Below are 14,644 nucleotides of genomic sequence, written 5' to 3'. Positions count from 1 at the left end.
CTTACCTCCCGTCGCGTTCTGTTGCGGCGACGCTCGCACAGGTCGGCGCGTGACTAGGCTGTCTCGGTCGGCCATGTTATGATCGTTGGAGGGTTGTTCGACAATAGTGCGTGGAGATGCCAATGGTCGCCAGCATGTTGCGTGCGAAACCCTTATTCAGGCTTGCCTTTGCGGCGTCCATCCTGGTACAGCCGTCGCTCGCGGCGGAAGACCACGAGACGGCCTTCGAACTGACGGTCCGGCCCGTCCTGGCCTCATCGTGCGTCAAATGCCACGGCCCGACGAAGCAGAGCGGCAGCCTCAGGCTCGACTCACGTGAGGCGATGCTCAAAGGGGGGGACAACGGCCCGGCGATCGTGCCCGGCAATCCCGGCGAGAGCCTGCTCATCCAGGCCATCAGTCAGGCTGACGACGCCTTGAAGATGCCCCCGAACAAGCCGCTGGCCAAGGATCAGCGTGAGGCGTTGGAAGCCTGGATCGCAGCAGGCGCCATCTGGCCCGAGTCAAAGGCCTCCTCCAAAGCGACGATTGAGGGGGAGAATCACTGGGCGTTCGAACCCTTCAGCCAGAACAAGGCCCCCGACGATCCGTCTGGCTGGGCCCAAGGGGCGATCGACCAGTGGATCGCCGCGGGGCAGCGCTCTCATGGTGTGCGGCCGGTCGAGCAGGCTGAACGTCGGATCTTGATCCGCCGTGCCTCGTTTGATCTGACAGGTCTTCCGCCTTCGCCCGAGCAGGTCGAGGCGTTCGCTAGGGATGTGCGGCCCGACGCGTTTGCCAGGCTCATCGACGAGCTGCTCGCGTCTCCCCAATACGGTGAACGCTGGGGCCGCTACTGGCTCGACCTGGCGCGTTATGCCGACACGGCAGGCGACAATTCCGACTACCCGATTCCGCAGGCCTATCTCTATCGCGACTACGTTATCGACGCCTTCAACGCCGACATTCCGTACGACCGATTTCTCCATGAGCAACTGGCCGGCGACATCCTGGCCCCGCAAGGCCCGCCCGAGGACTACAACCGGCGGGTGATCGCCACCGGGTTCGTGGCGCAGGCCAAACGGTTCGGTACCGTCAAACTGGAAGATACACATCAGATCATCGAGGACACGCTCAACACCACCGGGCAGACCGTGCTGGGCCTGTCGCTCCGCTGCGCCCGGTGCCACGACCACAAGTTCGACCCGATCTCAGCCAAGGACTACTACGCACTCTACGGCGTCTTCGCGGGGACCAAGTATCCGTTCGCCGGTGCCGAGGAAGATAAGAAGCCCAGCGAGTTCGCCCCGCTTGCGCTTCCCGCAGTGGTCAAGTCCCGCGAGGCTGAGCACGCCGCGACGATCGCCCGGATGTCGGCCGAGGTCGAGCAGGCCGTCACCCTCAAACGACCCGACGGCGAGATCAACGCCCTGAAGGCGGCGCTCACCGCGAAGCAGAAGGAATCGCCTCACACCGGCCTGCCCTGGGCCTACGCCGTCCGCGAAGGCACGCCCACCGACGTCAAGCTTCAGGTGGGGGGCGACCCCACGACGCTGGGAGACCTGGTCCCGCGCGGGGTCCCGCTCTGCCTGGATGCCGGCGGCAAGCTGCCGATCCCCGAAGGCCAGAGCGGCCGGCTCCAGCTCGCGCAATGGCTGACCGACGGGCCGCCGAAGCCCCTGACCGCACGCGTGATGGTCAATCGGATCTGGCAGCACCACTTCGGCAAGCCGATCGTGGCCACGCCGTCGGACTTCGGCCTGCGTGGAACGCCTCCCACGCATCCGGAGCTGCTCGACGAGCTTGCTCGCCAGTTTGTCGAGTCGGGCTGGTCGATCAAGGCGATGCATCGACGGATCATGCTGTCGAGGACTTACCAGCTGGCCACGGTGCATGACTCGGCCGCGTTCGAGGCGGATGCGGGCAACACCTGGTATTGGCGCGGTGATCGTCGCCAGCTCGACGCCGAATCGCTCCGTGACTCGTTGTTGGCCCTCGGCGGCGACCTGGATTTGAGCCGGCCCGGCCCGCACGCGTTTCCTCCGGTCGCCAAATGGACCTACACGGCGCATCATCAGTTCAAGGCGGTCTACCCGTCGAACCATCGGAGCGTCTACCTGATGGTCCAGCGGCTGCACGCACACCCTTACCTCTCGCTGTTCAACGGCCCCGACACCAGCATGACGACCCCGGTGCGCGACGCCTCGGCCGTGCCGCTCCAGTCACTCTTCCTGCTGAACAACCCGTTCGTCCACGAGCAGGCCGAGCGATTCGCGAAGACGCTGATCGCGTCGAGCGGCGATCAGTCGGTCCGGGTCGACCTGGCGTTCCGCAGGGTCTACGCCCGGGGCCCATCGGCCGCCGAGTTGGCGAAGTCGACGACCTTCCTCGCTGCTTACGAGGCCGCGCTCGATCGCGAGGGCGTGGCCGCCGACCGCAGGCCGGTCGAGGCCTGGGCCAGCCTGGCCCGCAGCCTGCTCGCCTCCAATGAGTTCCATTACGTCGATTGACGACCCCCCGCCCCCCTCATCCCCAGGCCCGACTGGGAGCTCTTGATGATGAACCGTCCTCAGATCGACCGACGCCAATTTCTGGCCAGCGCTGCTTCCTCCGCGGCGCTGGCGGGCCTGGGCATGCACCATCGGCTCGCGTTGGCCGCCGGCCTGAACGGAGGGCACCCCCTCGCTCCCCGGCTTGGGCATTTCCCGTCCAAGGCGAAGAACCTGATCGTCTTTTTCATGACGGGCGGGCTCTCGCACATGGACACGTTCGACTTCAAGCCAGACCTTCAACGCGACCATGACAAGCTCATGGAGGACGGCAAGCGTAAGGTTAAGGCGTCGACCTACAAGTTCCGTCCGCGCGGCGAGTCGGGAAAGATGGTCAGCGAGCTCTTCGAGAACGTCGGCAACGTGATCGACGAGTTCTGTTTCCTGCACTCAGTTCATGGCGACTCGGCCGGGCACTCGGCGGCCACCTTGGGCATGCTGACCGGCTCGGTCACGATCCCGATGCCGAGCTTCGGGTCATGGATCAGCTACGGCCTGGGGACGCAGAATACGAACCTGCCATCCTTCGTTGTGCTGGCGGCCAAGGAGCCATACAACGCGTTCCAGGCCTGGGATTCCAACTTCTTGCCCGCCTTCCACAAGGGAGTGCGTGTCATCCCCGGGCCGAATCCGCTGCCCGACGTGGCCAGCCCGATCGCCTCAGTGAGACGTCAGGAACTGGAAGGCCTGATGCTCCGCGACCTGAACCAGGGACACCTGCAGGCCCATCCCGGCGACAACGCGCTGGATGCCCGGATGCTGACGTTCGACACTGCCCAGGGCCTGATGCGCGAGGCGCCAGAAGCCTTCGATATCGGCCGGGAATCGAAGAGCACGCTGGACCTCTACGGAGCCACGGCCGAGGACCGGACCTCATTCGCCGCGCAATGCCTGGTCGCCAGGCGTCTGGTCGAGCGAGGGGTACGCGTGGTCGAGCTGTTCGACGTCGGGTCGAACACCAACTGGGATAGCCACAATGACATGGAAGATCACCGAGGCTTGGCCCGGAAGATCGACCAGCCGATCGCGGCTTTGGTGGCCGATCTGAAGCGTCGAGGGATGCTCGAGGAAACCCTGATTGTCGGCTGCACCGAGTTCGGCCGCACCCCCTGGCAAGACCTGACCCCCCAGGGTCGTGGCCACCACGCCCGGTGCTTCACCTGCTTCTTTGCGGGCGGCGGAGTCAAGGGGGGCACCAGCTATGGAATCTCGGATCACTACGGTGATGGCGTGGCGGAAAACCCGGTTCATGTGCACGACTTCCACGCCACGATCCTGCACTTGATGGGACTGGATCACACTCGCCTGACCTATCGATACAGCGGCCGAGACTTCCGCTTGACGGATGTGCATGGCAGCGTGATCAAGGACGTGATGGCCTAGCCTCCGTCAGTGGGATGATCCCGTTGTTTTTCGCATCGCATCCTCCTGGGAGGATGCGATGCGAAGCGGCACGAACTGAACAACGTTCCATCACACTCATTGCCCACCCCATGTCGGCTCAAGCCCACGGCGGCCGATGGGGGAGCTGCGTATCGGCAGACTGAAGGAGTGCCGCGACGAGGCGACCCAACTCGACAAGCTGGCGGTCAACGACCTGACCACCGTTGAGTTGGTCATCAGGCAGAGATATAGGAGTCTGTTGACGGCATGAGCATCCGTCAGGCAGAGCCTGATACCATTCCTTTACCACTCTGAAAAACCGCAGCAAATCGATGCTTTTCGACGCGTGAACTTCGATTCTACCGGGAATCCTGACGATCTAACGGAGTTGCGCTAGCAGCTGCAATTCTCCCCGGAGTTATGGAGTCGGTCGTCGTCCACATTCAGGAAGTTGAAGATCCGCAAGGTGGCGACTTCGAGGTCTTAGCCCGGTTTTCCTTTGAGCGTGTCGGTTGACGCCTCTACCCCGCTCCGGTATCCGCAGTGGCCGAACCAGCCGCGGAGGTCGCCCGGCTCGACGGCCCTCAGGCCGTCGCCCATCGCACCGATCCGCGCCTCGGCCGTCCGCGCCTTGGCCGACCTCAGGTGCGGCTTCAGCTTGGAGAACATCGACTCGATCGGGCTGAGGTCCGGACTGTACGGCGGCAGGTACCGCACCTCGGCCCCGGCCGCCGCGATCAGCCGGCCGACCTCGGCCGTCTTGTGGCACGGCAAGTTGTCGATGATCACGACGTCGCCCGGACGGAGCGTCGGGGCCAGGCACCGGCCGATGTCGGCCTCGAAGCAGGCGGCGTTGGTCGCCCCGTCGAAGGCCAGGCAGGCCGCCGCCGGCACGCCGTCGAGGCGAACCGCGGCGGTCAGCGTCGTGACCTTCCAGTGGCCGTGCGGCACCGGGCCGTCGACGCGGACCCCGCTGGGGGCCCGGCCGTGGGTACGGTCCATCGCCGTGCTGGCGCCGCTCTCGTCGAGGAAGACCAGCCGCCCCGGGTCGACCGCGGCGAACTCCTCGCGCCAGGCCTGCCGGTGCGCCTTCAACTCGGGGCGATCCCGCTCGGCCGCCCGCCGCGACTTTTTTGGCGCGTGATGCCCAGTCGCCTCAGCGCCCGGTGCACGGCCGACGGGCAGCAGCCCACGCCGGCGGCCTCGGCCAACGGCGCGAGCGTGGCGTCGTCGTCGGCCCGGACCGCCTCGCGGAGTCGCCCCGCGGCCTCGCCGTCGAAGGCCGGGGCCCGCCCGCCGCCGTGCGGCCGGGGGGCGATCGAGCCGGTGTCGCGCCGCGGCCGCACCAGCTTGCCAATCCAGGTGACGCTGACGGAGAACCGCGAGGCGATCTGCTCGCGGGTGCCGTCGCGCCGGTCGCAGGCGGCGAGGACCCGCTCGCGCAGGTCGGCAGAATAAGCCTTCATCCCCGTGCCCTCCATCCAGGAAGGGATAACAAGGGACAACCGGCTCAGTCAAAGAGAAACCGCTCTAACTTGTTCTGCTAAAGCCCGGACCGCTGACTTCGGCCTGATCGACAGAGAAAAGCCCGACTGCTCTCCTGCCGTCTCAAATTCTTCTCAAATCGCAGCCTACCGGGCCACACGCACCAAACATTTGACTCGTAGGCCTTGTCCATCCATTGTTTCCGGCTACAAATACCGCATTCCTCCTGCCTGATGACGGCGGTGAATGATGTGCCGTCGAGCTTCTCAGTCACCGCGACAAGGCGAAGACCGAGGAAGTCGTGGGAGCCGAGGCTCAACATCTGGTTGACTGAAGGCCAGGACGACCGCCACATCTCCGTCATTGAGGTCCAATCCACTCCCATGTCCTGCCTTGGGCACCCGGCATGGCGGCGCGGTGCTCAGGAGCAAGACGATGGTCGGAGTCGCGACTGGGGTGACGCTGGACGGCTCCAATGAAGCGACGCTTGAAACGTGAATGTCGCTCCGAACTCGCGCCGTGAGATTTATGTCTTGGAACAAGAATTCGGCCAAACGCCGTCCCGAAAATCGATCCTAACTCTAACGTTTAAAGTGCTTTCGAAGGGAAATAGCGGAGATGAAAGGGCGGCTGTTGAGGACAGTTTGATCGCGGAATTCGCAGAAACGGGGAAGTTGGAGCTCGACGTTCGCAGGTTCGGCCCCAATGTTTCGTTTTCGCCTCAGAGCCCGGTGGCCCATTCGGGGGTGAGAGTCTGCTTCTGGCGGAAGATCAAGGCCTTGTAGGCTCCGGGATGCCTGCTGCGATTCGCCGTCGAGGCGGAGCCGACCGTCGCCCAGAGCATCGATATCGTTCCGAGGCCGCGGACGCCACGGGCTCGTTTATGCGTCGGTCGATCAGGACGAGACACAATGCCCGATCGACCGGTGGAATCCGGGAAATCCGCGTCATCGTCGTCGTTATGAGCCGGCACCGAACCGTCGATTGAATGACGATTTAAACAGGGCGCTGGACTCCAACTTCCTTCCCCTTGCCTCTTGTCGGCTCGTTTTGCTATGAATTAAATGGTCGAGCAGAGGGTTTTTCCACGGAGCCTTGCTCCAAGTAAGCAAACCAACACCATATCATCGAGGGGCGCTGCGACGGTACGCATGAGCGTTCCTGCCAGGCTCGATGGGGTGAATTCTCACCGTGTAACGGCGCCCGTTCATCGTTTTGGAGACTATGAACGTGACCGCCGTTGCCCAAAAGCCCGCAGCGACTTTCAGCGACTACCACGTCCGCGACATTTCGCTTGCCCCCTGGGGCCGTCGCGAGATGGCCATCGCCGAAATTGAGATGCCCGGCCTCATGGCCATCCGCGAGGAGTATGCCTCGCGTCAGCCCCTCAAGGGCGCGCGCATCACCGGTTCGCTCCATATGACCATCCAGACGGCCGTCCTGATCGAGACGCTCAAAGCTCTCGGTGCCGAGGTCCGCTGGGCCTCGTGCAATATCTTCTCGACCCAGGATCATGCAGCTTCCGCAATCGCGGCCGCTGGTATCCCCGTTTTTGCCTTCAAGGGTGAGTCCCTGGAGGAGTACTGGGATTACTCGCACAAGATCTTCGAGTGGGCCGACGGCGGGCACTCGAACATGATCCTCGACGATGGCGGAGATGCGACCTTGTTACTTCACCTCGGCGCCCGCGCCGAAGTGGACATCCACGTCCTCGACAATCCCACCAGCGAGGAAGAGCGCGTCCTTTACGCCGCCATCAAGAGCCGCATCGCCTCGCAACCCGGCTGGTACGCAAAAAACCTCGCCGCCATCAAGGGCGTCACCGAGGAGACCACCACCGGCGTCCACCGCCTTTATCAGATGCATAAGCGAGGCGAACTGAAATTCCCCGCCATCAACGTCAATGACTCCGTCACCAAGTCCAAGTTCGACAACCTGTACGGGTGCCGCGAGTCGCTGGTGGACGGCATCAAGCGCGCCACCGATGTGATGATTGCCGGGAAGATCGCCGTGGTCGCGGGCTACGGCGATGTGGGCAAAGGCTCGGCTCAGGCCCTGCGTGCTCTTTCCGCTCAGGTGTGGGTCACCGAGATCGACCCGATCTGCGCGTTGCAGGCAGCCATGGAAGGCTACCGCGTCGTCACCATGGACTACGCCGCCGACAAGGCCGATATCTTCGTGACGACCACCGGCAACTACAGGGTCATCACGCATGACCACATGGCCAAGATGAAGAATCAGGCCATCGTCTGCAATATCGGCCACTTCGATAACGAAATCGACGTGGCGTCGCTCGAGAAGTACACCTGGGAGGAGATCAAGCCGCAGGTCGATCACATTATCTTCCCCGACGGCAAACGCATCATCCTGCTCGCCAAGGGGCGCCTCGTGAACCTCGGCTGCGGCACCGGACACCCCTCTTACGTGATGAGTTCTTCCTTCGCCAATCAAGTCCTGGCCCAGATCGAACTGTGGCAGGACAACGCGAAATACCCCGTCGGCGTCTACGTTCTGCCCAAGAAGCTGGACGAGCACGTGGCCCGCTTGCAGCTGAAAACGTTGAGCGTTGAGCTTTCCGAACTGACGCCAGAGCAGGCCGCCTACATTCACGTCCCCAAGGAAGGACCCTACAAGTCCGATCAGTACCGCTATTGATCGACTCCATTGTCAGCAGGGAGCGTAACTCCCTGCTGACACCCTTTCTAGGCTTTCCGAAGCCTGATGGATTCGACGTCAGCGGCATCTGTACCCTTGGCCAGGGGTCGCCGCACCGAGAAGTTAAGTGATACCAGCCTGCTCACGTAGTCGTCCGTGGCCTCAGCATCGCTTTCGGCATCGACGCGATTACGAATGCCGTCCATCCATCTGTAGCAATGGGACTCGTTGACCAATTCGGGCCATGTGAAGCCCTGTCGGCCAGCACACTTTTCTAGACGCCCACACAGCGGAAGTTGACGTTGTGTGATTTTTGGAGAGTCAAGTCCGGAAGTCGACGGGGGTCTCGACCAAGGTAGGCTTCAGGACGCCTTCGAACGCGGCGAAGTCGAAGATGGTAGGTAATTCGCTCCGGGCATGAAACCTGGGCGATGCGAGGCTCGCTGGTGTTGACGACTTTCTGTACCTGAGATGGCAACGCCCGGTTGCACCCTCAAGCCCTGCCGTTCAGGCTTGAATCCGGATGAGTTTGCAGACCTGAATCGGAAGCCCTAACTGGGTGCCGTAGCGCCTCGTGCCCCCTCCCCTCCAATATTGCCGGCCACGACTTCGATATCGACGGCGACGATTCAGGAGCGGGGATATTCTGCTGGGTCCGATGGAGCCCTGCGCATTGGGTAGGTCAATTGGCTCTCGGCGAGACGATTCTCCAGCCAGCAATTCGTGGCTCCTCCGCAAGTGGATACGGTGACTACGTCGGTGACGTAGCCGAGCACGATGATGAGTCGAAGGGACAAGCCCGCTCGGGCAAGTCGAGAGCCCCGAAGTATGCGTTGCGTTTAAGTGTCTGATACGGATTCTAATTAATTCCTGCGCTTTCTCGGCGATCGAGATAGGGGGCGGCACAGACGGATTTGATCCGCTCGGCGTCCGTGCCCACGGCCGCCATCGCCTCGACGGCCGCCCCCTTCAGCGCCTCCCAATCCTCGTACACGCGATTTGACCAGTAGTGGCTGCGCAGGTAATGCCAGAAGTTCTCGATCGGGTTCAGCTCCGGCGAGTACGGCGGGAGCTGGATCACCGAGACGTTCGGCGGCAAGAGCCGCGAGCCGCTGATGTGGAAGCCGGCGTTGTCCCAGATCAGCACGGCCTGGACGTCCGGGGCGAGTTGCCGCGAGAACTCCTTCAGGAACAGGTTGATCGTCGGGGTGTCCAGCTGCGGCATGATGATCCCGGCCGCCGCTCCGCTGGCCGGGCACGCCGCGGCGATCACCCAGAGGTCGTCATACTGCGTCTGGCGGACGGCGGCGGGCCGCGAGCCTCGCCTCGCCCAGACGGTCGTCAGCGTCCCTTTCTGGCCGAACCTCGCCTCGTCCTCGAACCAGACCTCGACCCGCTTGCCGGGGTGGGCGCGGCCGACGTCGTCGATCCGGCCGGCGACTTTTTTTTTGAACAGCTCCCGCGCCTCGGGGTCAGCCTTCTGGTGGCTTGGCCTGGGGTCGAGGCAGGAGTAGCCCAGGCGGTGCAGCAGGGCGTAGACGGCCGGGAGGCTGTAGAGGACGCCGAACTCACGCCCCAGGAGGGCGCGGACCTCGGGGCCACGGAGGGCGCAGGTGGCGTCCTCGGGTGCGGGGCCGGCGTCGATCCGCCGGCGGAGGCGGTCGGCCATCTCGGGCGTCAGGAAGCTGGGTCTCCCCGGCCGGGGTCGATCGTCGAGGCCGCCGGGCCCGTCGGCATTGTAGCGGGCGACCCAATCCTGGGCGCCGCGGCGGGAGCATCCCAGGGCTGCGGCGATCTCGGGGGCGGTGCGGCCCTCGCGGGCCAGGATGACGGCGCGGACGCGAAGGAAGCGACGTTTCTCCGTCGCAGCGTCGGCCAGGGCGCGGAGTTCGTCCGGGGGCAGGTGGTCGGCGACGTGCATGATGGGTGTCCCCTAAGGTAAAACCCATCATGACTTCGGTATGATTATGGCGCAATGGGGCGCGCAGGAATTAATTAGAATCCGTATCAGGGGCAATCCGGGGCTGATTCGGTCGCTCTGGAACGGGTCGGATCTCCCCTTTCCGAACCGGAATTTAACCATCCGAAGGTCAATAACGGCGGAGCTGGGCACTGCTGGAATGCCAAGGGTGCCGGTCAGCACGGAGACTTTGCGCCGCCAATGGCGGTCCCTGGGCCTGAAGCTTGCAGGCCCAGGGCCACTTCCGGAGTCCGTCGGCCCGCATGGCCGGGGTGCCAACGCCTCCCACCCGCAGCCCTCGCGTGGCAAGGAGGCGTCCGGACCTGGGACTTCCACTTCGACAGGACTTGCGACGGGCGGAGCCTCAAGTGGCTGAGTCTGATCGACCAGCACACCCGCACATGCCTGGCGCGGGAGCTGCGGCCGGGCATGACGGCCGAGGAGATCCGGACGATTGTGGCCGAGGCGTAGTCGCTGCGCGGGCGACCGCCGCACCGTGGCCGAAGCGACTGACGAGCCAACGACATCGGGCACCTCTTGGAATGGGAGTTGAACATCATGCCTCGGCCGCAGCCCGAACATTCCCCCAAGAGGGGACCTGCAGGTTTTGCGAAAGGCGGACTGACCCAATAATCGATTCAATTCTCCCGCCCCATTCTGAGACTCGATCGCTGCCCCGGAACCACGTTAGGCCCAGATGTCTGATGTCGAGTCTCCATACGGGAAGCGGACCTCATGGGCGCGTGCCGGACCTTCGGGCTCCTTGCCGAAATCGACCAGAAATCGCTCGTCGAGGCTCATGCCGCCGGACTTCGTGTCGCAGTCCACCCGGAGCATGTAGGAGCCCTTCTCGGCGATCTGTGGGTAGAACTGGTTGTCCCAACGGCTGAACAGCGAGTTGGTCACGTACAGTCGCTTGCCGTCGAGACTGAGTTGGAGCATCTGCGGGCCGCCGGTCAGCGAGGCCTTAGCGTCGGAGGGCCTGCCGAGCATGCCACCCAGCCAGAGTTGAGCGGCCAGGCGCGGCTTCGCGGGATCGGTCACGTCGTACTGGCGAACGTCACCGTGCAGCCAGTTAGACAGGTACAGCCAGCGGTCGTCGAGCGAGAGCACCAGGTCGGTGATCAGGCCCGGCACTGGGTCCTTCGAGCCTTTGACGACTTCCGCGGGCACCGAGATCACCTTTCGTGCGTCCCAACGCCCGCCGACCTTGTGCCAGTGCCAGACGGTGCTCGAGAGCGCCGCACCGACGAAGCCATGAGTGCTGGCCGGGTCGTGATGGAATCGGACTTCCAGAGGGATCTGGCCGTCCTCGCCCAGGTCGATCGTCTGGCTAATCTTTCGTTCTTGCCAGTCCCAAAAATGGAGCCGGCGGCCGTATTTGCCGGCCGCGACATCGGCGGGCTTGAACCCCTCCCGGAAGGTCTTGGGCGCGGCCCACTCGCTACTGACCATCACGTTGTGCCGCGGTTGATACCAGAAGTCGTAGTTGTAGTTCATTCCATCCAGGCCCGCCTCCCAGCGCCCCGCGACGTCGAACCGGTCGTCGAGGAGTAGGAAGCCGCCCGGGGCGTTGCCGGCCTCGTCACCCAGCATGGAGATCATGACGCGGCCATCGGCCAGGCAGTGGACGGTATGGGGACCGGAGAGCCTCGCTTTCGATCGGATCTCGTCCGGCTCGATCACCTTGTAGAGCTTCGGCCGGCGACGGTCGAGCGTGTCGACGATGTGGATCCGCCCCGAAAGCAGCCCGGGCAGGATCAGGTAACGGCGCCCCCGAACGCCGTGGCAGCTCGCGCAGGCATCCCATCCGAAGTGGTGCAACTCGTCGCCGACGTTGGGCATCGGCAGCCTGTGCACGACTCGAGAATACGTCTCCGATTTCGGATCGACATCGATCGTTGCGAGGTAGTCCGGCTTGCGGATGCCAGTCCCCTCATAGATGGCGGCGACATAGGCCAGCATCTCGGGGGGTGACTTGGCGGCCTCTGCCGGCGTGGCGAACGTACGCGAGTCGGGCTCCGAGTCCACGCACAGGCCCGGCCGGGGGGTAGCGATTAGCGGGGCGGCCGCCGTGGCGACCGAGGCCAGGAAGTCTCGCCGTTTCATTGCGGGCACTCCGGGGAGGCGGATATGCAATGTAACCCAGGGAGAGTGGGTGCCCGCGGAGTGCGGCCATTAGATCTGGAGGATTGGAGGGAGTGCAATCCCTCCGTCCCCGACCGTGCCCACTCCCATCACAGAGCCGACGACGGGCTTTACCTCGTTCGCATTCACAGCCTCTTGAAGATCATCGTCCCGTGGCCGGCGGGATTTTGCAACTGAATGGAGGTGGTTCTTGACGTGCCACCGACTTCCTCTGACCTGCCTCGGGAAGTTGGCTCGGCTGAACGAGAGCTTCTCGGCCCGACGAAGCGGAATTCATGACGCTATTCATCGATCCGAACTCCCTGAAGGCAGGTCGCCAAAGGCTGTGGTGGGACGTCGTTCATTGCCATCGACGCTCCAGGACTCGACCCTCCCCTTGGAGTCTCCCGATCGTCCCCGACCTCCGCCAGGAACTCGGCGACCTGTACCGAGCTAAACCGACGGTCGTCTCGGATCGCCAGGCACTTGCGGATGGAACGGGTCGATCACGGTCAACACTCGGAGTTTGCGCCCGTCCGCGAGTGTGTCGCTCAGGAAGTCCAGGGCCCAAACCTGGCTCAACCCCCCGACTGCAGGCCGGTCGTCGCGATGACAAGAGCGCACTAGGCGTTCCGGGTTCTCGCCCAGCAACGCCAATCGCTCCAAGCCGTAGTGGTCTGTCACGCGTCGGTTGACGGGTAGAGCTTGCGGAGCTTCGTCCTCGCATCGGCGGCCGTGAATTGCCATCGGCCTTCACCCCCGCCCCGTTCCTGCGGCCCTTCCAGGCACCGACGTGCCGCACCATCGACGAACGATCGCCGATCCGATCGGGCAGGTCACGCGACAGCGCCGACAGCTCGATCTCGGCCATGTTCAGCCAGCTGCCGTGCTTCGGCGTGTGGTGGATCTCCAGCCGGTCGGCGATCCGCCGCGCCTCCGCGGGCGGGAACGCCTCATACAAACTCGCGGGCGAGTGCGTGTTGAGCTGGTCCATCATCAGGACCACCCGCTCGGCGTCCTTGTACCGGCCGTCGATCATCTCGCGGATGAAGTGGGCCCAGTCGGCCCGCGTGCGGCTGTCGGTGACCCTCGCCTCGCGCCATCCGCCCAGAGGCTCGAAGGCCAGGAACACGCTGGCCACGCCGTTGCGGGTGTAGACGCTGTCGTACCGCTCGATCTGCCCGGGCCCGGGCGCCAGCGGCTCGCGGACCTCGCCGATCAACTACTTGAACGACTCGTCCATGCCGACCACCGGCCGTCGGGGGTCATACGGCCTGTGGTAGACCTCCAGCACGTCCTCCATGTGATGCACGAATTCCGCCGAATGCTTCGGCGGGATGCACCACATCGCCCGCAGGTGGGGCTTCAGCTCGTTTTCTGGAGCGTCCGCCGCACCGCCTCGTGCGAGACCTTGCCGGCGTAGCCCAGCTCGACGACCCGATCGGTCAGCAGGCGAAGGGTCCACCGCTTCTTGCCGCCCGGGGCCGCCGAGCAGGCCAGGGCGATCAGGTGGGCCTCCTGCTCGCCGTCGAGGACGCGGGCATAGACGCGCCTGGTGGGCATGGGCATCAGGGCCGAGTCGATCCCCTCCTCGACGAATAGCTGGCGGACCCGCTCGACGGTGCGGATGCTGAGGTCGAGGGCCGAGGCGACCTCCCGGTCGGTCCGGGCGGGGCCCCCCTCGGCCTCGTCGGCCTGGAGCAGGACCCGGGCGTGGGCCAGCTTCCGGGCATCGGCCTTGCGACGGGAGATCATGGCTTCCAGCTCGCCGCGTTCCTCGGCCGCCAGCGTCACGCGATACTTCTTGGCCATGACGGACTCCCCGCCGGATGTCGCATGTTCACCGACCGATAAGCTCGCGGAACGGACCCGACGAAGCAAGAGTGACGATCTACTAGAGGCGATCGATGTTTACAGCCCAGCCCTCGCGCAGCGGTAGGACGTGGAGCCGACGATCCCCGAATCGGACGCAGTCGGCCGCCAACTCGCGGAAATAAATCCTCATGCGGCGTGCGAGGAGGCTAATCGTCGTGGTTCGCGTGGGTGAAACCGGCCGCTGCCAGGTCCGCCGCATGCCGACGCCTTAGCGGACTGTCAGGTTAGCAACGATCGTTCTCCGTCGCGGCGGGTTCAGGTATTTTTGCCAGGACGTCCTTCAGCATCTGCTTGTCGAGGCAGAGGTCGGCGACCAGCTGCTTGAGCTTCTGGCTCTCCGCATCGAGGAGCCGCATCCGTTTTGGCTCGGTAGTGCCGAGCTCGCGATATTCGAACTTCCTGCGGAAGTAAGCTGCCTAGCTCACGCCCGGCTTGCGGCACGTCTTCTCGACGCCTAGGTCTGCCTTGGCCTTCCTCTGCGCGAAGACGAACTACTCCTCGGTGAACCTTGACTTCCTCGCGAATCGGGCACATTTAAGGGGAGCCTTGCCGCATCCGAGTTCTCGAATAAGACTGTCCACCCTTTCGGGGGCATGTCAGAAATCAAACGTTGGCCGCACCGCCTCGACCC

9 protein-coding genes, 1 pseudogene and 1 riboswitch are annotated in these 14,644 nt (G+C 64.2%); of the genes and pseudogenes, 3 read left to right on the top strand and 7 right to left on the bottom strand.

All coding sequences use genetic code 11. The features are described 5' to 3' along the window. Window positions 1-122 precede the first annotated feature (122 nt). Together EP7_RS09610 and EP7_RS09605 are read left to right on the top strand one after the other, a co-directional pair. Window positions 123-2,489 (top strand): PSD1 and planctomycete cytochrome C domain-containing protein, encoded by a 2,367-nt coding sequence (locus EP7_RS09610; RefSeq protein ID WP_463527646.1) that lies wholly within the window; start codon window positions 123-125, stop codon window positions 2,487-2,489. A 48-nt stretch (window positions 2,490-2,537) separates the two neighbouring features. Continuing rightward, the gene (locus EP7_RS09605) at window positions 2,538-3,911 is read left to right on the top strand and encodes a DUF1501 domain-containing protein (RefSeq protein WP_463527645.1); all 1,374 of its coding nucleotides are present in this window, start codon (window positions 2,538-2,540) and stop codon (window positions 3,909-3,911) included. A gap of 483 nt (window positions 3,912-4,394) precedes the next feature. On the opposite strand, the gene EP7_RS09600 is transcribed toward EP7_RS09605, so the two are convergent. The 3 genes from EP7_RS09600 to EP7_RS09590 form a co-directional block, all read right to left on the bottom strand. Beyond that, window positions 4,395-5,006, bottom strand: coding sequence for an IS630 family transposase (locus tag EP7_RS09600; RefSeq protein ID WP_463527644.1), 612 nt, complete (start codon window positions 5,004-5,006; stop codon window positions 4,395-4,397). After that, on the bottom strand, window positions 5,003-5,377 hold the full coding sequence (locus EP7_RS09595; protein ID WP_463527643.1) for a transposase: 375 nt from the start codon (window positions 5,375-5,377) through the stop codon (window positions 5,003-5,005). Before EP7_RS09595 ends, EP7_RS09600 begins: the two co-directional genes overlap by 4 nt. Window positions 5,378-6,117: 740 nt before the next feature. Beyond that, window positions 6,118-6,240, bottom strand: a complete 123-nt coding sequence (locus tag EP7_RS09590; protein WP_463527642.1) for a hypothetical protein — start codon at window positions 6,238-6,240, stop codon at window positions 6,118-6,120. Between the two features lie 279 nt (window positions 6,241-6,519). Continuing rightward, window positions 6,520-6,608, top strand: a riboswitch (S-adenosyl-L-homocysteine riboswitch). An 18-nt stretch (window positions 6,609-6,626) separates the two neighbouring features. Here EP7_RS09590 and ahcY point away from each other — a divergent pair. Further along, on the top strand, window positions 6,627-8,051 hold the full coding sequence (gene ahcY, locus EP7_RS09585) for an adenosylhomocysteinase (RefSeq protein ID WP_463527641.1): 1,425 nt from the start codon (window positions 6,627-6,629) through the stop codon (window positions 8,049-8,051). Window positions 8,052-8,910: 859 nt separating this feature from the next. Here ahcY and EP7_RS09580 read toward each other — a convergent pair. From EP7_RS09580 to EP7_RS09565, 4 genes and pseudogenes are all read right to left on the bottom strand, one after another. Next, window positions 8,911-9,972 carry an IS630 family transposase gene (locus tag EP7_RS09580; RefSeq protein WP_463527640.1) on the bottom strand — a complete coding sequence of 354 codons (1,062 nt, stop codon included), beginning with the start codon at window positions 9,970-9,972 and terminating at the stop codon, window positions 8,911-8,913. Window positions 9,973-10,698: 726 nt separating this feature from the next. After that, window positions 10,699-12,120, bottom strand: a complete 1,422-nt coding sequence (locus tag EP7_RS09575; protein WP_463527639.1) for a selenium-binding family protein — start codon at window positions 12,118-12,120, stop codon at window positions 10,699-10,701. A gap of 698 nt (window positions 12,121-12,818) precedes the next feature. Further along, window positions 12,819-13,950: pseudogene (locus EP7_RS09570) on the bottom strand (IS630 family transposase). A gap of 287 nt (window positions 13,951-14,237) precedes the next feature. Then, window positions 14,238-14,369 (bottom strand): hypothetical protein, encoded by a 132-nt coding sequence (locus tag EP7_RS09565; RefSeq protein ID WP_463527638.1) that lies wholly within the window; start codon window positions 14,367-14,369, stop codon window positions 14,238-14,240. Between the last annotated feature and the right edge of the window lie 275 nt (window positions 14,370-14,644).

Source organism: Isosphaeraceae bacterium EP7 (assembly GCA_038400315.1).
GTDB lineage: Bacteria > Planctomycetota > Planctomycetia > Isosphaerales > Isosphaeraceae > EP7.
Note: the sequence above shows the minus strand (reverse complement) of the source record. Positions and strands in the feature narration are given on the sequence as shown.